The sequence below is a fragment of the Calidithermus timidus DSM 17022 genome (genome assembly GCF_000373205.1).
Classification (GTDB): Bacteria; Deinococcota; Deinococci; order Deinococcales; family Thermaceae; genus Calidithermus; species Calidithermus timidus.
In genome coordinates this window covers 461,802-481,539 of the sequence record NZ_KB890687.1, presented here as the reverse complement: position 1 = coordinate 481,539, position 19,738 = coordinate 461,802, and the positions used below count along the sequence as shown (strand labels likewise).

The 19,738-nt window shown below is 66.2% G+C and carries 22 protein-coding genes; 7 read left to right on the top strand and 15 right to left on the bottom strand.

Features of this window, described 5'->3' with window-relative positions; all coding sequences use genetic code 11:
• Positions 1-30: 30 nt before the first annotated feature.
• The 4 genes from B047_RS0102310 to B047_RS0102295 form a co-directional block, all read right to left on the bottom strand.
• Positions 31-2,184, bottom strand: a complete 2,154-nt coding sequence (locus B047_RS0102310; RefSeq protein WP_018465350.1) for an EAL domain-containing protein — start codon at positions 2,182-2,184, stop codon at positions 31-33.
• A gap of 328 nt (positions 2,185-2,512) precedes the next feature.
• Positions 2,513-2,719, bottom strand: a complete 207-nt coding sequence (locus B047_RS16055; protein ID WP_018465349.1) for a ferritin-like domain-containing protein — start codon at positions 2,717-2,719, stop codon at positions 2,513-2,515.
• Positions 2,720-2,812: 93 nt separating this feature from the next.
• Positions 2,813-3,229 carry a cytochrome c gene (locus B047_RS0102300; RefSeq protein WP_018465348.1) on the bottom strand — a complete coding sequence of 139 codons (417 nt, stop codon included), beginning with the start codon at positions 3,227-3,229 and terminating at the stop codon, positions 2,813-2,815.
• A 9-nt stretch (positions 3,230-3,238) separates the two neighbouring features.
• Complete coding sequence (locus B047_RS0102295; RefSeq protein WP_026234507.1) at positions 3,239-4,522, bottom strand: molybdopterin-dependent oxidoreductase; 1,284 nt, start codon at positions 4,520-4,522, stop codon at positions 3,239-3,241.
• Between the two features lie 191 nt (positions 4,523-4,713).
• Here B047_RS0102295 and B047_RS0102290 point away from each other — a divergent pair, with 191 nt between their 5' ends.
• On the top strand, positions 4,714-5,079 hold the full coding sequence (locus B047_RS0102290) for a hypothetical protein (protein ID WP_018465346.1): 366 nt from the start codon (positions 4,714-4,716) through the stop codon (positions 5,077-5,079).
• Between the two features lie 17 nt (positions 5,080-5,096).
• On the top strand, positions 5,097-6,068 hold the full coding sequence (locus tag B047_RS0102285) for a PIG-L deacetylase family protein (protein ID WP_018465345.1): 972 nt from the start codon (positions 5,097-5,099) through the stop codon (positions 6,066-6,068).
• A 316-nt stretch (positions 6,069-6,384) separates the two neighbouring features.
• Here B047_RS0102285 and B047_RS0102280 read toward each other — a convergent pair whose 3' ends face one another.
• The 5 genes from B047_RS0102280 to B047_RS0102260 all read right to left on the bottom strand — a co-directional run bounded on the left by B047_RS0102280 (position 6,385) and on the right by B047_RS0102260 (position 9,859).
• Complete coding sequence (locus tag B047_RS0102280) at positions 6,385-6,738, bottom strand: DUF4383 domain-containing protein (protein ID WP_026234506.1); 354 nt, start codon at positions 6,736-6,738, stop codon at positions 6,385-6,387.
• A 187-nt stretch (positions 6,739-6,925) separates the two neighbouring features.
• The gene (locus B047_RS0102275) at positions 6,926-7,711 is read right to left on the bottom strand and encodes an SDR family oxidoreductase (RefSeq protein ID WP_018465343.1); all 786 of its coding nucleotides are present in this window, start codon (positions 7,709-7,711) and stop codon (positions 6,926-6,928) included.
• Between the two features lie 42 nt (positions 7,712-7,753).
• Positions 7,754-8,227 (bottom strand): GNAT family N-acetyltransferase, encoded by a 474-nt coding sequence (locus tag B047_RS0102270; RefSeq protein WP_026234505.1) that lies wholly within the window; start codon positions 8,225-8,227, stop codon positions 7,754-7,756.
• A 203-nt stretch (positions 8,228-8,430) separates the two neighbouring features.
• Positions 8,431-8,655 (bottom strand): cold-shock protein, encoded by a 225-nt coding sequence (locus tag B047_RS0102265; RefSeq protein ID WP_018465341.1) that lies wholly within the window; start codon positions 8,653-8,655, stop codon positions 8,431-8,433.
• Between the two features lie 130 nt (positions 8,656-8,785).
• Positions 8,786-9,859: a J domain-containing protein gene (locus B047_RS0102260; RefSeq protein WP_018465340.1), complete on the bottom strand. Its 1,074-nt coding sequence runs from the start codon at positions 9,857-9,859 to the stop codon at positions 8,786-8,788.
• 287 nt (positions 9,860-10,146) lie between these two features.
• Here B047_RS0102260 and B047_RS0102255 point away from each other — a divergent pair, with 287 nt between their 5' ends.
• A complete protein-coding gene (locus B047_RS0102255; protein WP_018465339.1) occupies positions 10,147-11,268 on the top strand; it encodes a pyridoxal-phosphate-dependent aminotransferase family protein in 1,122 nt (373 codons plus the stop codon).
• Between the two features lie 21 nt (positions 11,269-11,289).
• Here B047_RS0102255 and B047_RS0102250 read toward each other — a convergent pair whose 3' ends face one another.
• Positions 11,290-12,030 (bottom strand): hypothetical protein, encoded by a 741-nt coding sequence (locus B047_RS0102250; RefSeq protein WP_245533677.1) that lies wholly within the window; start codon positions 12,028-12,030, stop codon positions 11,290-11,292.
• A gap of 121 nt (positions 12,031-12,151) precedes the next feature.
• Between B047_RS0102250 and B047_RS0102245 the strand changes: the two genes are divergently transcribed.
• On the top strand, positions 12,152-13,411 hold the full coding sequence (locus B047_RS0102245; protein WP_018465337.1) for a replication-associated recombination protein A: 1,260 nt from the start codon (positions 12,152-12,154) through the stop codon (positions 13,409-13,411).
• A gap of 24 nt (positions 13,412-13,435) precedes the next feature.
• Here the strand turns inward: B047_RS0102245 and B047_RS0102240 are convergent, their stop codons facing one another.
• From B047_RS0102240 to B047_RS0102230, 3 genes are all read right to left on the bottom strand, one after another.
• Entirely contained in the window at positions 13,436-13,975 is a 540-nt protein-coding gene (locus B047_RS0102240; RefSeq protein ID WP_018465336.1) for a hypothetical protein, read from the bottom strand.
• A 10-nt stretch (positions 13,976-13,985) separates the two neighbouring features.
• The gene (rfbC, locus tag B047_RS0102235; protein ID WP_018465335.1) at positions 13,986-14,516 is read right to left on the bottom strand and encodes a dTDP-4-dehydrorhamnose 3,5-epimerase; all 531 of its coding nucleotides are present in this window, start codon (positions 14,514-14,516) and stop codon (positions 13,986-13,988) included.
• A 91-nt stretch (positions 14,517-14,607) separates the two neighbouring features.
• A complete protein-coding gene (locus B047_RS0102230) occupies positions 14,608-15,378 on the bottom strand; it encodes a PaaX family transcriptional regulator (protein WP_018465334.1) in 771 nt (256 codons plus the stop codon).
• Positions 15,379-15,529: 151 nt separating this feature from the next.
• On the opposite strand from B047_RS0102230, the gene B047_RS0102225 reads away from it, so the two are divergent.
• The 3 genes from B047_RS0102225 to B047_RS0102215 are packed head-to-tail and all read left to right on the top strand — an operon-like array spanning position 15,530 to position 17,722.
• Positions 15,530-16,453 (top strand): M23 family metallopeptidase, encoded by a 924-nt coding sequence (locus B047_RS0102225; protein ID WP_018465333.1) that lies wholly within the window; start codon positions 15,530-15,532, stop codon positions 16,451-16,453.
• Between the two features lie 56 nt (positions 16,454-16,509).
• On the top strand, positions 16,510-17,070 hold the full coding sequence (locus tag B047_RS0102220) for a sigma-70 family RNA polymerase sigma factor (RefSeq protein ID WP_018465332.1): 561 nt from the start codon (positions 16,510-16,512) through the stop codon (positions 17,068-17,070).
• Entirely contained in the window at positions 17,060-17,722 is a 663-nt protein-coding gene (locus B047_RS0102215; RefSeq protein WP_018465331.1) for an anti-sigma factor, read from the top strand. The genes B047_RS0102220 and B047_RS0102215 overlap by 11 nt, the downstream gene beginning before the upstream one ends.
• A gap of 39 nt (positions 17,723-17,761) precedes the next feature.
• Here the strand turns inward: B047_RS0102215 and B047_RS0102210 are convergent, their stop codons facing one another.
• Together B047_RS0102210 and B047_RS0102205 are read right to left on the bottom strand one after the other, a co-directional pair.
• Entirely contained in the window at positions 17,762-18,304 is a 543-nt protein-coding gene (locus B047_RS0102210) for a GNAT family N-acetyltransferase (protein ID WP_018465330.1), read from the bottom strand.
• An 11-nt stretch (positions 18,305-18,315) separates the two neighbouring features.
• The gene (locus tag B047_RS0102205) at positions 18,316-19,656 is read right to left on the bottom strand and encodes an MATE family efflux transporter (RefSeq protein ID WP_018465329.1); all 1,341 of its coding nucleotides are present in this window, start codon (positions 19,654-19,656) and stop codon (positions 18,316-18,318) included.
• Positions 19,657-19,738: the final 82 nt, after the last annotated feature.

Genomic DNA, 19,738 nt, shown 5'->3' with positions numbered 1-19,738 from the left:
CCCACGCGATCACCGGATGCGACAAATGCCTCAACCACTCCTCCTTCTAAGCAGACTCTCGGCTTCCTCGGGAGCGGCAGGTCGCCCCAGCAGGTAACCCTGGCCCAAGGAAAAGCCCTCGGCTATCAGGAAATCGAGCTGGGCCTGGCTTTCGATCCCCTCCACGATGATCTCCAGCCCCAAGCCCTCCCCCAGCCCCCGCAGGGCGTGCAGCAAACGGGCCTCGGGGGAATGGGCCTGGGGGAGGGAACCCAGGCCGGTCATAAAGCCCTGGCCTAGTTTAATCACCGCAAAGGGCAGGCGTACGATCCGCTCGAGGGAGGACATCCCAGAGCCGAAGTCATCCAGGTGCAGCGGATGCCCCCGTTCGGCCAGGGCCTGAAGGAGGTGTAGGCTGGTTTCTTCCAAGGCTATGCCCTCGGTGACCTCGAAGATCAGCTGCTCTGGGGCAAGCCGGTGGCGGGCCAGGTGGGCCGCCACCCGGTCGGGGAGCCCGGGTTCTAGCTGGCTTCCGGCCAGGTTCACCGCCACCGCCACCCCCCAGCGGGCCGCCTGCTCCACCGCTGTCCTAAGCACCCAGTCCCCCAGTTCGGGCATCCACCCCTCCTCCTCGACCAGGGGCAAGAACCTTCCCGGGGAGACCTGACCCAGTTCGGGGTGGGTCCAGCGCAACAGGGCCTCAAAGTGGTGCAGCCGACGCTCGCTCAGGTGAAAAATCGGCTGGTAGTGCAGGGTGAAGCCCTCCGGTGAGTCCGGCAGAGGCCGCAGGGCCTGGGCTAGGGCGTGGCGCAGGGCATCGGTTTCGCGGGTCTGGCGGGCGAGGTCGGGGTCGAAAAAACGCACCCTGCCGGGCTGGGGGTTTTGCTCCAGGGCCAGCTCGGCGGCCCAGGGCAGCTCGGGGGAGGACACCCCTGGCTGGGCCAGGGCCACCCCAATCCGCGGGATGAAGTCGAGCTGGGGCCAGCGATCAGCCAGCTCAGCCTTTACCCCGGCCTGCAGCCGCCCCAGCACCGCATAGACCTCCTCGGCCTCCGTCACCCCCTCTAAGAGCAGCCAGAAGGTACCTTCCTCCCAGGCCAACCGGTCGGAAAGCCGCAGGTCGGCCTGGATGGCCCGGGCTATCTCGCGCACCGCGGCAAGGTAGGCCGTCTCCCCCTCCAGCCGCCGCAGGTGCTCCAGCGAGCGGCAGCGCAGCGCCACCAGGGCCCGGCGGGTTCGCGGCGGCTTTAGGAGCTGCTCTTGCAGGCTGTGTAGGTTGGGCAGTCCAGTCTGGGAGTGGTGGTCGCGGCTAAAGCGCAACGCCTCCCGCAGCTCCTCACCGTAGAGCAGCCAGGCCACGTGGTGGGCCAACCCCTCTAAGTGGCGCAGGTCCAGTTCGTCAAAGGCATCGGGGCGCTGGAAATGGTCGAGGTAGAGGTAGGCCCGCGGCTGCTCCCCCACCACTACCGGGGTGGCCAGCATGGCCTGGATCTCCTTGGAACGGCCTGGCCCCTCGAGCAGACCCCGCCGCTCGGGGTCAAGCCGGGCGTTGAAAGCGGCTATGTCGTCCTGAGTGAAAACCCTGGCCTGGATGTGCCGGCTGAGGGAGAGCGGCTCGCCGGGGTGCAGGGAAACCCGCTCGAGCGCGGCCAGGTCGTAGCCGCGGGCCGCCACAAAGTGAAAGCGTCCGTCGGGGCCTAGCAAGGTGGCACTGCCGGCCTGGGCCGCCGGCACCACCGCCAAAGCCGCGTCCAGGGCCCGCTGCAACACCTCCTTAGGGTGCAGTTCCTCCCTTAGGCCAGCGGATAAGAGCTCGAGCGAGGCTTCCCGGAAACGCCCCTGGCGGTAGGCATCGCTGATGTCGTAGCCCACGCACTGCAGGCCCACCGGCTTGCCCGCTTGGTCGCAAACGGCCACAAACTCCCAGCGGCTGCGGTTCCAGGCCCGCCGCAGGGGTTTGCTGAACTCCACCCAGAAGGCCTGCCCCGGGTGTTCCAGGGCCTGCTTCACGGTATCCATCACCCGGGGGAGGTCCTCTTTTGCCACGTGCTCCAGCGCCGAGGCACCAATGGGGGGCGCCTTCAGCCCGGTATAGGCCAAATAGGCTGGGTTGGCGTAGGTGTAGCGGCCTTCCAGGTCGGTGCAAGCTACCATCAAGCCCTGGGTAGCTTCTAGGGGGTTAAAAGCCGGCCTATCCTGTTGCATCACCGCTACCCTCGGCGACCTCCTACCCCCAAGGTAGCCTCCGCAAACCGTCCAGGGGGTGGCATTTGCACCGCGGGCGTTTATGCGCGCGCATCCGCTCGCCGGCGAGCCCTAGGAGGGTCAAGGGCTCCCCTGGGAATGGAAACCCTGGGGGCCCCGGTCTACCAGGCCCCCAAGCCCCCGCCCCAACGGGTGACCCTGACCCCCAAAGCGCTGGCCCAAACCGAGTTGCTGGTGTTCGTGGTGAAGCCCTGGGGCGGGTGCTCCGCGGGGAGCCCCCAACGGCTTTTCCTGTGCGACCGGGCCGCTTTGCCGAGCCGGAGCCCCCTCAGCCCTCGGCCTGGGCCAGCAGGTAGTTGGGCAGGCTGCGCTGGGCCTCGAGCCAGTCTATGCGGGCTTCCTCCTGCTCGAGGATGCGGGCCAGTATCTCGCGGGTGCCGTTGTCGCCCACCTCGGCGGCCAGGGCCATGGTCTGGTTGTACCCCCGCACCCCCAGCAACTCCCCGTCGTAGTCGTTGAGTACGATATCGGACACGCTGGCCCCAATTCAAATCTCGCCCAGTTTGGCCACGTTGGGGGTGCCCTCCAGAAAGAGAATCCGCTTGATCAGGGCGGCACCTTGGGGCACCTACTGCTTGCGGGTCTCCGGCGTGTAATGGGCCTGGAGGTAGGCCGTGATCTGCTTGGCGGCGTCGTCGGGAATCTGGGCCCCGAAGGTCTTGATCATCTTCTGCACCTCGGCCTCCCAGGTGGCTGCGGGCAGGGGCGGCTGCATGGTGATGTAGGTGCTGCTGTGGCAGACCTGGCAGTAGCCCATCACCAGCTCCTTCCCCGGCCCATCGGCCAGCTCCGGGGTGTAGAGCGGCCAAGCCCCCACGCTGTAAACCCCGTCCGGCTGGGCGTTGGCAACCGGGAGCGGCTGCAAGACCTGCCCCAGGGTGCCCTGAGTGTAGTTGCCCTCTTCCTTGACCCCGGGGAGGCTCGAGTCTTGAGCCATCACCCAGACCCCCAGCAACACCAGCAACATCCAGTAGTAGCGCTTCATGCTCTCCTCCTAGCTGGCCCTACCCACCACCACATCCTGCCGTTCGATGCGGTTCCAGAGGTAGCCGCCGGGGTTCCAGACCGGCTCGTCGGGCTGCGTGTTGCCCTTCTCGTCGGTGGCCCGCACCGCCAGGGTGTAGCGTCCGGGCTGGGTGGGTTTCCACTGGAAGCTCCAGGTGCGGAAGGCGTAGGGGCCGTAGTACTCCCCGAGCTGGGCCACCCGCCAGCTCTTGCCCCCGTCCAGCGAGACCTCCACCCTGGTGACCCGGCCATACCCGCTGAAGGCCACCCCACGGATCTCCACCGGCAAGCCCGCCACCAGCTTGCTCGAGCCGTCGGGATCCACGATGAAGGAGCGCACCGGCATGTTCACGTGGCCGATGGGTACCGTTTTCACCTTACCCGCCGCCACATCCGCCGGGGTGGTGTTGCCCCGCGGGGTATCGGGGATGCGGTAGGCGGTGGCCATCCAGAAGTTGTCGTCGGGCTGGGTGAGGGCGCGGATCCAGGTCAGGTGCTTCATCCAGTAGGTGGAGAACTTGCCCGGCACTACCAGCCGCACCGGAAAACCATTGAGCATGGGCAGGGGCTCGCCGTTCATCTGGTAGGCCACGAGGCACTCCTGCAGCACCGGGTCGTTCCAGTCGAGCGACTTTATGAAGGCGTTGGAGCCCTTGCCCTCGGGGCCCGGCCCGCGCTCCAGGCCCTGGAACTGGAGCTGCACGGTGCCCGGCTTGACCCCGGCCTCTTGCAGCAGATCCATCAGCCGCACCCCCGTCCACAGGGCATTGCCCATAGCCCCGTTGCCCCACTGCCCCCCGGCTACGCGGGGCTGGAAGCGGCTGCGGGAGTTGCCCGAGCACTGGTTCACCGCGGCTACGGAGACCGGTTTGAAGCGGGTCAGCAGGTCTTGCATGGAGAAGGATAGGGGCTTCTCCACGTTACCCTCGATATTGAGGCGCCAGCTCGAGAGGTCGATGCTGTTGGGAATCAGGTCGAGGTGGTAGCGCACAAAGAAGGCCTCGTTGGGGGTGAAGGCCGTGCGGAAGTACTGCCTGGGGGTCTCGAGCTGGATGCCCCGGTCGGTCAGGCGCAACAGGGGCAGCTTCTGGGGGTAGACCACGAAGGGGTTGACCCCATTCCAGTACGGGTTGGCCTGGGGGCCGGTAAAGCTGGGCAGGGCTTCCGAGGCCTGGCTCGAGGTCTGGGCCTTCACCCACGGCAGCGCCCCCGCCGCAGCCAGCACCCCCGCGGCCCTCTGCAAAAAAGTCCTGCGGTGCATAGGGTTGTTCATCTTTACCTCCTGCATAGACCTGCGCTGATCGCCGAAATGCCTGTTTTTGTCCTCCTAGAACCCACCTCCTTTCGGTTGGAAAGGAGCCTAGGCGCAGAAGGTAAAAGCTGGGTAAAAGCCTTGTGCTTTCTTTACCAACTTTTACAGCACCTTTACCCTTCGGAGGCAGAGTCGGGCCAAAGGAGGCCGCCATGTTCGACCTGAACGAGCGCCTGTTGCACCTGGCCCATAGCCTCAAAGGGGTGCAAACGGAGATAGAAGGCCCCACCGAGCGCTTTTACCGGGGCTCCCCCCACAAGCCCGGCGCGCTATTCCTGGAGGTGGTGGAGTCGGGCGGGACGACCTACGGCCTGCTGCCCCATCCCGGCTGCCGCTTCCACACCCTGGCGGTTCGGCCCCACCCCCACCATTCCGGCTGGATCTACCTCGCCAACCCTACCGACGAGGACGAAGAAGCGCTCTGGCAGAGCATCGGCTACGCCTATGAGCGGGCCGGTGAGCCTGTTCCGCTGCTGCTGGCGAATCCGGTAGCCCTCGAGGCCCTCCCCCTGCCATAGGCAGGTACGATGGGTCTGTGCGCAGACGGTTCAAGAAGCGCTACGGACTGCTAGTGGTCTTGCTTTTCCTGGCCCTGGCCATCAACGCGCCCGGCCTCACCGCCCTCTTCTACCAGCTCAGCTACACCCCCAAGGTGGCGGCTTTGCCCCAGGCCCCGGCCTTCTCGGCCACCGACCGGGTGCTGCTGCTCTCCCCCCACCCCGACGACGAGACCCTATGCTGCGCCGGGATGCTCCAGCAGGCCGTGGCCGCCGGGGCAGCGGTCTACATAGCCTGGCTCACCAGCGGCGACGGCTTTGAGTGGGACGCGGTACTCCTGCGACGCACCCCGGATCCGGGCGATACGGCCATGCTCGAGCTGGGCCGGCAGCGCATGAACGAGGCCCGCACGGCGGCCCGGGTGCTGGGGATTCCCCAGGCCCACCTGCGCTTTCTGGGCTACCCCGACCAGGGCCTTTTGCGGCTTTTCCTCGACTACTACTACTATCCCTTCACCGCTCCCCACACCGGGGTAGACCGGGTGCCCTACCCCGGTACCCTTTCGCCGGGAGCGCCCTACACCGGCGAGAACCTCGAGCGCGACCTGGAAAGGCTGTTCGACGCGATCCAGCCCACGGTGGTGCTGGCCCCCAGCCCTCTGGACGCTCACCCCGACCACCGAGCCACCGGCGACCTGGCCCTGCGCCTCCTGGGCAAGCGCAAGGAGTTAGGCAAGGCCCGCTTCTGGATTGTGCACGGCGGGCTGGAGTGGCCGCTGCCCAAGGGGCTGCACAAGAACCTGCCCCTCGAGCCTCCCCCCAGGGGCCGGGGCCTCCCCTGGCAGCGGGTGGACCTGAGCCCCAAGCAGGTGGAGGTTAAGCTCGAGGCGGCCCGGGCCCACCACAGCCAGATGCTGATCCTGGGCCGCTTCATGGAGGCCTTTGTGCGGCAAAACGAGCTTATAAGCCCGCTGCCGCTGCCCGAGCCTTCGGCCCACCCGGTGCGCTAGGGCCTTTACCGAACCCAACCCGCGTTTTCTCCGACCACCATTGGTTCCAGAAGTTCTCTATTTGATGCGCCTGCGGCATCGTAGACCTTCCCAGAGCGCTTCAAGATAGCAAATACCCGCACTTTACCCCCCCGCCCTTCGGCCTCGAAGTTCGCTCAGTTCGTTCCCGAATGGGGACGCCGCCCCCGAAGGGGGCGCTCTAGGATTCCAAAAATAGCCTCTGAAGGTCTTTGCTTTGGGGGATTATCTTTATTGAATCCGGTATAAACATAAAACCACCCGGCTCGAGCGCTGCTCGAGCCGAGCTCCGGTGATTTCACGCCTTGGCCGGCTCGCGCATCATGAAGCCCACATAAGCCAGCACCACGCCCAGCACCAGGTGCAAGATGTTGTCGGCCATGTTGACGTTGAGCAGGCTGGTCATGAAGCCGGGAGCGATAAAGCCCAGCACCGTCACAGCCAGGTAGATAACCCCGAAGATCTGGTTATAGCTCTTTGCCCAACCGCCGTAGCTGGCCCACAACCCGATCAACCCGCTGGCCAGGTGCACCACGTTGTGCAGGCCGTTGATGCCGAATCCCAGGAGGCTGGAACCGCTGAAGAACCCCACCAAGCCCACCAGGGTCAGCACCACCCCAATGATCCGAGCTACCATTATCTGAGTGCCCATCATTCACCTCCCTTCCCTGAAGGAGGATTGAGTTTCAGGTACCTTTACCTTTGCCCCCAAGGTTCAGAGGGTTCAAGTGTCCAATGCACAATTGGGGGATGGAACGGCAGACATGGCCGCAACCGTGTTTGTGACCCCCCGTGATGATCAGCCCGGTGGAAGGGAGCGGCCTTGCGTAAATGAGCGCCTACAGCAAGGACCGGGTGAAACCCCCGTCCACCACCACGGTCTGCCCGGTCAGGTAGCTGGAGCGGCTCGAGAGCAAGAACATAGCCACGTCGGCGATCTCCTCTGGCCGGCCCAGGCGTCCGGCGGGGATCTGCTGGGCTTGCTGGGCGAGGGCAGCCTCGAGGCTCGTCCCTTGCTGCCTTGCGCGGTACTCGAAGACCTCGGCGACCCGCTCGGTGAGGGTATAGCCCGGAGCCAGCGCGTTGACGGTGATGCCGTATGCGGCTACCTCACGCGAGAGGGTCTTGAGGTAGCCGGTCACGGCAGCCCGCAGGGTGTTGGAGAGGGCGAGGTTCTCGATAGGCTCCTTGACCGCCAGCGAGGTGATGGCCAGGATTCGCCCGAAGCCCTGGGCCTTCATGCCCGGCAGCAGGCCCTCCACCAGTCGGATCAGTGGGTAGAGCAAGTTCTCGGCGGTCTGGCGGAAATCCATGGGGTTGAGTTCCTGGACCGGGGAGGGGCGGGGCCCGCCGGTGTTGGCCAGGAAGAGTTCGATGGGGCCGAGGTGCTGGATCTGGGCCAGCAGCCCCTCGACCTCCTCGCCCTTGCCGAGGTCGGTGGGGATGGCCTTGGCCTCGCCTCCAGACGCCTTGATTTCCTGTGCCAGATGTTCGAGCTTTTCCGCGCTGCGGGCCACTAGCAGCACTCTGGCCCCTTCCTGGGCCAGCCCCAGCGCAATTGCGCGTCCAATTCCCTGCGAAGCACCAGTTACCAGTGCGATTTTTCCGCGAATCCCTAGCTCCATGAGAAGAGTCTTTAGGCTCGAGGACTCAGCGTCAAGGGTCGATCAGATCAGCTCTTTGACGTACCAGCTCAGCGACGGCCCGCCGTCGCGCAGGTGGGCAAAGCCCTGGCGCAGCCAGAAGCGGCGCGCCGCCGGATTGTCGCCATAGACCACGGCGAACAACCGACCCACCTGCCCTTTGATCTGAGACTCGAGTTCGCCCAGGGCCCTGGCCCCCAGCCCCTGACCCTGCAGGTCTTCGCGGATGAGCAGCAGGCTGATGGTGGCCGCTCCTTCCTCGGGGTAGGGCAGCTTGTAGTCGAGGTAGCCCACCACCTCGCCGTCGCGCTCGAGCAGCAACACCCTGCGGCGGGGATCCTGCTCGAGGACTTCCAACTCCCGCTCCACGTCCGAGAGGGTGGGCACTTCCATGCCGATGAGGTGGAAATAGGTTGGGCTATTCGAGTACAGGTGGTGAATTTCCGGGGCTGATGCGAGCTGCGCAGGGCGAAAATGAAGGCATGAGACGATTTTCATAGCTCGCCTAGATTTTATCGCGCGCTTTCTTGAGATTTGGGTTATAAGCCATGGCGGCGACCCCGTGGCAAGGCCGGTCGGATCGGCAAAGATAAAATTAAGGGAGCGGGGCATCAAAAACGCTTGCCCACCTTCAGGTTGATCTGGATGGGATTAAAAATCCCTGGCGCACGACCAGGGATTTCGGGGTTTAGATGGGAGGTTCAGAACCGCTTGGCGGGCTCGAGCACGGTCACGTTAGCCGCCTGAGGCCCCTTGCCGTTCTTACCAGCTTCCACCTCGAAGCTCACCACATCCCCCTCGTTGAGGGTGCGGAAGCCCTTGGAGTTGATGGCGCTGTAGTGGACAAAAACGTCGGTGTCCCCCTCGCGCTCAATAAACCCGTACCCCTTCTCGGCGTTGAACCACTTCACTTTGCCTTTCTGCATACCGCTCCTCACTTGCCGAGCGATCGCCTGTGGGGCGAGGCTCCATCCGGGTGACGGGGTGCTGCATTGCCTCAGGGGCTACCCCATTAAGCCCAGATGCCTCAGCCTAGCACGCTCTCATCTGGGCTGTCTATCCTTTGAAAACCCGCTTCAGCTTATCCCAGAAACCCTCGGGGGCGACCTCTTCTCCGCTCTCCTCGGCGAACTCCCGCAAAAGCTTGCGCGCCCGGTCGGAAAGGTTGCGGGGCACGGCGATTTCGGTGACAACCTGGAGATTGCCCCGCTGCCGTCTTCCGGCGTAGGGGAGCCCCTGGCCCTCCATCTCGAACACCTCGCCGTGCCCGGTGCCGGGAGGAATGTCGAGGGGGATGTCGCCCTCGAGTCCCGGCACCGCCACCCTGGTTCCCAACGCGGCCTGGGCCAGCCCCAGTTTGAGGCGGTAGATCAGGTGGGGGCCCTCGCGCTCGAGGTGAGGATGGGGCGCGATGCGCGGGCGCACGAAAAGGTCGCCGGGGCCGCCGGGCCCTAGGTTGCCCATGCCCGAAACCCGCAGGAGCTGGTTCTCGTCGATGCCCGCGGGCATCTGCACCTTGATCTTCTCCTCGCGCCTGAGGCGTCCTTGGCCCTTGCAGGTGTGGCAGGTCTCGCTGATGGTGTAGCCTCGGCCCCGGCAGACGCCACAGGTGCTCTGGGTCACCATGTTGCCGAAGATGGTGCGCTGCACCTGCTCGACCACCCCGCGTCCGCTACAGCTCCTGCAACTCACCCGCTTGCCCCCCTGGCCTGAGCAATCCTCGCAGGGCACCAGGCGCTGGTAGATGAGTTCCTTTTCGGCCCCGTGCAGCACATCGATGAGCTCGAGCTCCACCGTGGCCTCGAGGTCCTCCCCACGCGGGGCCCGTCCTGGGCCGCTGGGAGAACGAAAGCCGAAGACCTGCTCGAAGAGGTCGAAGACGTCGCCGAAGCCGCCGGGGAAGCCACCCATCTGGGGAGCCTCGGTGCCGTAACGGTCGTAGTTGGCCCGTTTGTCGGGATCGGAGAGCACCGAGTAGGCCTCGTTGATGGCCTTGAACTGCTCCTCTGCCTCCTTGTTTCCCGGATTTTTGTCGGGGTGATACTTCAAGGCCAGCTTTCGGTAGGCCTTCTTGATCTCCTCTGCGCTGGCCTCCCGGCTCACTCCCAGGGTTGCGTAATAGTCCTTCATCGAAGTTTAGTCTAGCAGACTAAAGGCTAGACTCGAGGGCCGGAGGAATACGCCCAGGCGCTGGACGCCGTGTGAGTGTCTTGAGCACTTTACACATCTCACTACTGCCTGCTATAGTCGGAGCAGATGCGACTCTCCGCGCGAGCTACCCTGTAACGGCGCTCATGCTTCGCTGCATGAGGCCGTCGGGGTTTGCCCAGCGGGGGGTTTTTCGTTTTGAAGGTGATTGCCGTGAAGATGAAGCCCTCATCAGCCCAGGCTCGAGGCGGTGAATCCTCGGAGGAGATATGGTCCTGCTGACCCCCGGTCCCACCCCCATCCACCCTCTGGTACAAGCAGCGCTCGCCAGGCCCATGCGCGGCCACCTCGACCCCGAAACCCTGGCTACCAACCGCCGCATCCGGGGTTACCTCGAGGCGCTTTTTGGCGCGGGAGAGGGCGCTCTGCTGGCGGCCATGCCGGGCTCGGGCAGCCTGGGGATGGAGGCCGGCCTCACCAACCTGGCCTCGCAGGGTGACGCGGTGCTGCTGCTGGTCAACGGCACCTTCGGCGAGCGCATGGTGGAGATCGCCCACGCTTACGGGATGCACTACACCGTGCTGCGGGCCGAGCCCGGCCAGCCCATCGATCCCGAGGCGGTGCGCGAGGCCCTTTCCCGGCGCCAATACCAACTGGTGACGCTGGTCCACGGGGAGACCAGTACCGGGGTGATCAACCCCGCAGCAGAGATTGCGGCCCTGGTGCGCGAGCATGGGGCCTATTTCATGCTCGACGCCGTCACCACCGCGGCCATGATGCCCTTGTCCATGGTCGAGATGGGTGTGGACTATGCCTTCACGGGCAGCCAGAAATGCCTCTCGGCCCCGCCCGGTCTAGCCCCCTTCGCCCTCTCCAAGCGGGGGCGGGAGCGACTGGGCAAGGCCCACGTGCCCGGCTGGTACTCCGACCTGACGCGGGTAGCGGTTTACTGGGAGCAGGAGGGCTACTTCTGCACCTCGCCGGTGCTGCTACACTTCGCCCTCGAGGAAGCGTTGCGCCTGGCGTTGGAAGAGGGGCTGGAAAAGCGCTATCAGCGGGCCAGGCGGCTCTACGGCCAGGTGCTTTCGCTGCTGGAGGAGCTGGGCTTCAGCGCCTACGCTGCCCCTGAAGCCCGCCTGTACACCGTGCTCACCGTACGCCCGCCCCAAGGCTGGAGCGAGGCCGAAATCCGCAAGGGCCTCTATCAGCGGGGGGTGTCGGTGGCCGGAGGCATCGGTCCCACTGCCGGACAGGTCTTACGGCTGGGATTGATGGGCGAGAGTGCCCGCGAGGAACATTACCAGGCCTTCTTCCGAGCCCTGGGCGAGGTGCTGGGCATGGACGGCCTGGAGGAGGCTTTCCTCGAGCGCGCTCGACCGACGGCGGTATAGGCGCAGGTGAGGGAAGCCGCTCTAGATCCCAGGCTGCGTCAGGTAGATGTGCTCGAGCTCGGCCTCGAGCTGCCCCAGAGCTTTATCCAGAGGCCCACCCTCGTAGGGCAGGGCGGCGTAGGCCTGAATGTTGAGATTCTGCTTCAGGCGCTTGAACACCGGCGCTACGGCCTGGGGGCCACCCTCTTGCAGGATCAGCAAGTACCTGCCGTCGCCCAGGTGGAACACCAAGTCGGGGCCGCGCAGGGTCTGCATGATGGGTTCTGGGGATTGGTCGGGAGGGGTTTGCAGCATCAGCAGCATCATGGAGCGTGCGGCGGCCAGGGGCTCGAGGCTAGGGGCCAGGGCCATCAGGGCCGCCCGGTTCATGGCTCCGCCGCGTTCACGGTAGCTCTCCTGCCGGAGGCTGGGCAGGGGTGGGGTCTCCCGCCGCTGGAGGAAATACAGTCCGCACAGCAAGGCCATCCCCGCTCCCAAAGCCGCCGCTGCTGCTGTGCCTTCATAAAAACCCGGTAGTACGGTCAGACCCAGCGACGCGTAGGTAGCCAGGGTGTAGGCCATGAGCCCTAGGCCCAGCACCCAACACAGCCGCACCAGCGCGCCCGCGGGGGTGCGGTTATAGAGGCTGGCGACCCCGGTGAGAATGAGGGCGGCTATCAGGTAGGCCAGTCCCGGGTACAGTACATCCCGCTGGGGATAGAACCACAAGGGGGCTATCCCCAGCAGCAGGAGAATCCAGGGCACGGCATACAACCAGGGCATCCCCTCCAGCATAGGGCATTCTGAGTCTTACATGAGCATCATCTACACTTTCGGGCTCGGGTAGCCCTCACGAGGCCCTTGGGCAGGGAAGCGGGCGCACCAGGCGATATGCTTTGACCCAATGAGCCCTCTGGCCGAACGCATGCGACCCCGTAGCCTCGACGAGGTGGTGGGCCAGGAGCACCTCACGGGGGTGGGTAAGCCCCTGCGGCGGATGCTCGAGACGCGCAGACTCTCCTCCTTGTTGCTGTGGGGCCCGCCCGGCAGCGGCAAAACCACCTTAGCCCGCCTGCTGGCGCAGGGGGTTGGGCGGGAGATGATCGCCCTCTCGGCGGTCAACGCCGGGGTCAGGGAGATCAAGGAGGCCGTAACGCGGGCCCAGGAGGTGGGGGGGCTGGTGCTCTTCCTAGACGAGATCCACCGCTTCAACAAGTCGCAGCAGGACGCGCTGTTGCCCCACGTGGAGTCGGGCTTGCTGACCCTGATCGGGGCCACCACCGAGAACCCCAGCTTCGAGGTCAACCCGGCCCTGCGCTCGAGGGCGCGGGTTTACGTGCTCGAGCCGCTCGGCGAGGGGGCCATCCGGCGGGTGCTCGAGCGAGCCCTCAGCCACCCCGAGGGCCTGGCGGGGGTCGAGGCCGAAGGCGGGGCCCTCGAGTTGATCGCCCAGGCTTCGCTGGGGGATGCCCGACGGGCGCTCTCGGCGCTGGAGTTGGCTGCCCAACTCGGACACGGGAGGGTAAGCCTGGAGGCCGCCAGGGAGGCGCTGGGCAGCCAGACCCTGGTTTTCGACAAGGGCGGCGAAGCCTTCTACGACCTGATCTCGGCCCTGCACAAGAGCGTGCGGGGCAGCCACGTAGACGCCGCGCTCTACTACTTCGCCCGGATGCTCGAGGGCGGCGCCGACCCCTTGTACCTGGCCCGCCGCTTGGTGCGCATGGCCGCCGAGGACATCGGCCTGGCCGATCCGCTGGCCCTGCGCCTGGCCATCGCGGCCAAGGACGCTTACGAACTGCTGGGCAGCCCCGAGGGCGAGCTGGCCTTGGCCGAGCTGGTGGTCTACCTGGCCCTGGCCCCCAAGTCCAACTCGGTCTACCTCGCCTGGAAGAAAGCGCAGGACTTAGCCCGCCGACACCCCGACGCCCCGGTGCCGCTCAACCTGCGCAACGCCCCCACCGGCCTGATGAAGCAGCTGGGCTATGGGCGGAAGTACGCCTACTACCACGACGACCCCGAGGGCAGCTTCGCCCAGCCCTACTGGCCCGAAACCATGACCCCCACCCAGCTCTACGAGGCCACCGGCGAGGGCTGGGAGGAGCGGGTGCGCGAGCGGCTCAAAAGCCTGCGCGAGCGGTTCGGGAATGCGTCCGGGAAACAGTGAAGGCCGGGTTGAGCAAAGCGCACATCAAAGCAGTTTCCAGGCTCCAGAGATGCTGAAGACCCCCCCACCACCCTGGAAAGAATCCAGATAACTCAGCTCGAGCAGGAAATCTCCGAAGGCGTAGCCGCCCGTGAACTGATAGACCAGACCGCTTACGGCCTGGCCGTTGAATGTAAAGCCGATCCAGTCGACCCTGGGGGATAGGTAGAACTTGTCCACCCCGATCAGCAGGCCCAGGTCGACTACCAAAGGGATGCCCGCCGTTCCCGGCGAGAGAAGCACGTAGGGAACGGTGAGGCCCGCGTCGAGGCCGATCGAATCGGTGAGGCGCTGCTTGATCCCCAGCCGCAGGCCAGCCTGGGCCGAGAGGTTGTACTCGGTCTCGCCGTCGCCCTTGGCATAGTAGGCCACGGGAAGGACCACCCCTCCACCACTGCTGAGCAGCCCGCTGAACCCTATGCTGAGGCTTTCGCCGCTGACCGGCTGTGGGGTACGCAAAACCGCTACGGGCACGCAAGCGCTGAGGACAACCAGCCCAGCTAAAGCTACGACGAGTTGTCTCATGTTCTTTATTTTAGCACTCGAGCAACGGCCAGGACCTGTCTTTCTCCGAGATCACCTCGATGGGGAGGGGCCACCTGATGCCGAGGGCTGGGTCGTCGGGCCGCAGGCCGCGCTCGGTGCCGGGGGTGTAGAACTCGGAGACCAGGTAGAACACCTCGGCCCCGTCGGTGAGGGCCTGGTAGGCGTGGGCGAAGAGGGGAGGCACATACAGGGCCTTGCGGTTGGCGGCGCTGAGCTCGAGACCGAACCACCGCAAGTAGGTGGGGGAGTCGGGCCGCAGGTCCACGATCACGTCGAAGACGGCCCCGCCGATACAGCGCACGAACTTCGCCTCCAGCGCCGGGGGCACCTGGTAGTGCAGCCCGCGCACCGTGCCCTTCTTGTGGTTGTAGGACATGTTGCCCTGCACGAAGCGCTCGGGGAGGCCGTGCTGGGCGAATTCCTGCTCGCAGTACGCTCGCGCGAAGAAGCCCCGGAAATCCTCGCGCGGTTCGAGCTCGACCACGAAGGCGCCCTTCAGAGGGGTCTCGGTGAACCTCATGGGCTCGAGTATAGCCACCCGACCCGTGAAAACGCGCCCCAAAGGTCAGTGAAGCGGGCGTGAAGGCAGCGTTACCGCGTTTCGGGTGAACTCAGTCCGCCGCGCTCGCCAGCAGCGGTCTGGCCTTGCGGGAGAGGGCCTGGTAGAGCTGGAGGAAACGCTCCTTGGCTCGCTGCCCCAGGAAACCGGAGGGGGTGAGCTCGGGGGGCAGGCCGGGGTCGAGGAAGAGCAGCTTGCGGGCCTCGTGGACCAGGCGGGTGAGCTCGACAAAGGCCTCCTCGGGGGTCTGGGCTTTGGGATCGGGCTGGGCCAGGAAGGTGCGGTAGCGCACCTGGGCGGCCTTGAGGTCGAAGGACTTCTCGATGAGCTCGACGGGGTCGGTGCTGGAGAAGCGCCGGCCCTGGAAGAGTTCGACGTAGTTTTGCAGGCCGTAGAAGCCCACCAGGTCGCGGGCGGCCTCGAGGCTGCCGTTGGGGCTGACCCACACCCCAGGCGCGGGGGTGCCGTAGCCCAACAGCACCAGCTCGTTGCGGAAGCGGTCGCGCACGGTGCGTTTGGCCTCGGGTACGGCGTAGACCAGCACGCGCCACTGCCCGTCCCAAGGGGCCCCGTAGCTGTACAGTCGCGAGCGTACCTGCTCGACCTGCCAGGCCACGCGGGGGGAGAGGCGGTAGTAGGCCTTGCGCCCGCTGCGCTCGGGGATGATCCAGCCGCGTTTGACGCTGCGCGAGACGGCGGCCCGCACGGCGGGCTCGGAGAACTCCAACAGCTCCATCCAGCGGATCAGGTCGCCCACCCACGCCCGGTTTTCGGGGTAGAGATGTTCCATGTAGAGGGTGAACAAGTAGGACCTGGCCCGCATGGAGCAAGTCTATCTCCATAACCCACGGATTTCCAGCACCTCTGTACGAAAACGTAGGTTTTGCTCGAGCGAATCAAGATGATCTTAACACCTCAGGCCCCCGGTTTGTTCGTCACGCCGCCGGTGCGGGCGAGCGGGTTAAAGTAGGGCGATGCGTCGGTCGCGCCCCAGCTCCAACCCTGCGCAGTGGCTTTCTGTGGGCATCAGTCTCCCGCTGTGGGTGTTCGTGCTGGGGTGGGCGCTCTCGCTGGGGATGGTGCTCTACCTGGGGCGCAGCCTCACCCACAGCGAGAAGCAGGAGGCCCGCCTGGAGCAACTTACCCAGCAGGCCCGCAAGCTGCAACTCGCCCTCCAGGCCGAGCAAAGCCGCAACGAGGCCTATGCGCTTGAGGTGGTGCAGATGCGCCAGAGCCTGCAGGCCCTCGAGGGCGAGATCAACCGCCTGCGAGCCAAGTCCGGGTTGCCCCGCGTGCGGCTGTTGCCTGAGCCAACCAGCCCACCCCCCCGCCCGCAGGACCCCAAAGAACCCAGGGGCGGGGCGGGTGAAGCGGTGGAGCTGGGGGACTTGCTCATCGAGCTACGGGTGCAGGCTGAGGCTTTCAGCTACGAGCTGGAGAGCCTCGAGCAGTCCCTGGCCAACCCCCTACCCGACGAACCCATGTTCACCGAGCCCAGGGGTGCGCCGCTGCGCGTGGAGAGTCACGTGACCTCGCTCTTTGGTTATCGGACCAACCCCTTTGGCGGCGGAGGGCTCGAGTTTCACAACGGCCTCGACCTCGCCGCCCCTCCCGGTACACCGGTCTATGCCACGGCCCAGGGCACGGTGGAGGAGGCGGGCTGGAACCCTGTTTTTGGCCTGATGGTGCTGATCGATCACCACAACGGCTACCGCACCCTCTACGGCCACCTCTCGAGCCTCGCCGTGAGCCAGGGCCAGCGCGTGCGCATGGGTCAGATGCTCGGCCAGGTGGGTTCTACCGGGCGCTCGACCGGACCCCACCTGCACTACTCGGTCTTCCGCTACGGCGCTGCCGTGGACCCTCAGGCCTACCTCTTTGCCCAGGCTTTGCGCTGAAAGGCCCAGCTACAATCCGTTTGGAAGCCGTGCCACGTATGGTAAGGTGTTCCCGCATGAGCCTCGAGCACTTCTCCGACGAAGCTCTGCTGGCTCTGGTGGCCCGTGGGGACGAGGAGGCGCTGCGGTGGCTCTACCGGCGGTACGCGGGGTCGGTGCTGGCCCTGGCCAAGCGCATGGGCTTGGACGCGGCGGCGCGGGAGGACTGTGTGCAGGAGGTGTTTCAGCGCATCTGGCGGGGGGCGGCCAGCTTCGACCCCCGCAAAACCCAAGCCCGCAGCTGGCTGCTGGCGGTGGCCCACCACATGGTGGTGGACCTAGTGCGCCGGGATGCGGCCCGCCCCAAAGCCCTCGAGCCCGCCCAGGACGGGGAAGACCCCGAGGTCTTCGACCTGCCGGGCCCCGGCCTCGACGAGGGGGGTGCCCTGGACCGCGTACGCATCCAGCGGGCTTTGGCCGCCCTATCGCCCGACGAGCGCCGCGTCATCGAGGTGCTCTACTATCAAGGGTATGCCCACGGCGAGGCCGCCGAGCGCCTGGGGATCCCGCTGGGGACACTCAAAACCCGCGCACGCCGCGCGCTGGAGAAGCTGAGGGAGGTGCTGGGTGAAGCCTGAGGAGGCCCGCGACTTGTTGCCCCTGTACGTCCTCGACGCACTCTCTGCCGAGGAGCGCGCTCAGGTGGAGCGGGTCCTGGAGGCCTCCCCCCAGCTTCAAGCCGAGCTGAGGGGGTTGCAGGCAGCGGCGGCTGATTTGGCCCTGGCCCTGCCCCCCGAGCCGAGGCCCGAGGGGCTCGAGGAGCGGATCATAGCCTCCTTGCCCCCCCGCGTTGAGCTGGCCCAGCCCCACTCCTCTCCTTCACCGCGTCCGATGTTCCTGCGCTGGCTGGCTCCGGCGGTGGCGGCGGTTCTGCTGCTGGTGGTGGCCTGGGTGGGCAGCCTGAGCTGGGGCTGGGTGCAGGCGCTGGGCGACCCCCGAAGCCAGGTGATCACCCTGGTGAACGCACAAGGCCAGACCGTGGGCCGCGCCCTCGTGCGTCCGGACCGCCAAACCTTGATGGTGCTCAACCTCCCGCGCCCCGCCCCAGGCAGGGTCTACCAGGCCTGGGGCGTGGGCGGCACCGTAGCCCGGCCGATCCCCCTCGAGACCTTCCACGGCCACGTGGTCACGCTGAAACTGCCCGCACCCGCCGTTGCCCTCGCCATCTCCGAGGAGCCAGGTGGGGGAAGCCAAACGCCTACGGACATCCGGGCGCTGCCGAAGCTCTGAGGGTGCGGGAACGAGCAGAGGGCTCGCGGCCCTCAGCAGCTAGCCGCCATCCCCATCCCACACGCCCAAGAACAACACCATGTGCTCTTCGTCTACGTAGGTGCTGCCCACCTTGAGCGCCTGGTGCTCGAGCCCCCACACCTGGAAGCCCAGGCTGCGGTAGAGCTTGCGGGCGGCTTCCTGGGGCGTGGCCACGGCGAGGTGGACTTGCTCGAGGCCGCCGTACTGGGCCACGCGGCCCAGCAACTGCACCAGCAGGGCCTTCGCCAGGCCCTTGCCGCGGGCTTCAGGGGCGACGTACATCCCCCAGATGCTGCCCTTGTGCTGCATCTTGGGTCCGTCGCTGCGCACGAAGCCCACCATCCCCACCAACCGCCCATCCTCGAAGGCCCCCAGCGTAAAACTTCCCTCGGGCCACTCCTGGAGCCTGCGGGCCACTTCCTCCAGCGGCGTGTCGCGGTACTCCTCCGCCGAGCGGCCAAAGGCCAGGGGCTCCTCCTCCAAAGCCCGCAGGCGCAAGGCGTAAAAGGCCGCGGCGTCGGCCTCGGTGAGCACGCGGATTTCGGCGGTTCCTACCAGCATGGCCGATCCCTTCAGGCCTGGGGCAGGGGACGGGCCTCGAGGCCAAACCAGCGTCCCGTACGGTAGCGCAGCACGAACATGCTGATGCGCACCAGTTCCTCACCCAGCAGCCTCCCCAGGAATATACCCCACAGCCCCAACTCCAGGCCAAACCCCAGCCAGTAGGCCAGCGGCAGCCCCACCACGAACACCGTCACGAAATCGGAGAGCAGCAAGTAGCGGGTGTCGCCCCCGCTGCTGAGCACGCCGAAGAAGATCATGTTGGAGACCTTGACCGGCTGGAACAGCGCGTTGAGCAGCACTGCCCACGCCGCCCACTGCTGCACCTGGGGGCTGGTGTTGGGGTAGAGCAAGGGCAGCAGCGGGCTGCTCAGGGCCATCAGCAGCCCGAAGGCCGCCGCGCTCAGCAGGCCGATTTTCAAGATGCTCGCGGCCATGCGCCAAGTCCCCCCTTCGTCGCGCCGCCCGATGGCCTGGGCTACCAGGATGGTCGCGGCCACGTTGAGCCCCAGCGAGGCCGTGATAAAAACCCCCTCGAGGGTATTGACGATCTGGAACACTGCCAGCTCGGCGGTGCCCAGCCGCTCAAAGAGCAGCGCGAAGAGGAAAGAGCCCCCGCTGAAGACGATCTCGGTGATGAACAGCGGCAACACCAGCGGCACCATGCGGCCCAGGATCTGCCGGGCCTGGCCCAGGTCGGGCCAGTGCCAGGCGATGCCCCAGCGGCTGAAGAACAAAAACCCCACCAGCGTCAGCGCCCGCAAGCCCTGCGCGATCAGGGCGGCAATGGCGGCCCCCACCGCCCCCAGCCCCAGCGGCAGCACCAGCAGCCAGGAGAGCAGCGGGGTGAGGGCCAGGGCGATCATCGTCACCGTCATGGGCAGCCGCGCCTCCCCGATGGTGCGGAAGACCGAACTCGCCACCGTGCTGGCGGTGATGAGCGGCAGGGTGAGGGCGATGAGGGCCAGGAAGGGCGCGCCGATCTCGGCGATCTCGGGGTTGGCGCCCACGCCGCGCAGGAACGGCCCGGCGAAGAGCGCCAGCGGCAGGGCCAACAACAGCGCGAGCAGGGTGGCGAAGACCAGGGAGAAGCTCGAGATGCGCGCCACCATCACGCCGTCCCCTGCCCCGCGGGCCCTCGAGGCCAATATCGCACAGCCCGAGCCCAATGTGCTCAGGCAGAGGATACCGATGAACAGCACGTTGTTGGACAACCCCACCGCCGCGATGGTGGCGGTGCCCAGGATGCCCACGATGACCTGGTTGATGAAGCCCAGCACCAGTTGGAAGGAGGACTCGAGGCTCACCGGAATGGCGATCGTTAAAATCTCGCGACGCGTTTGCGGGCTCATAGCCTTCGACACACTACCACCGCGGGCCGGGGGCAAAGTGATCGGGGTGGCGATGAGGGACCAGCCTCGCAGCGAGGGCAGG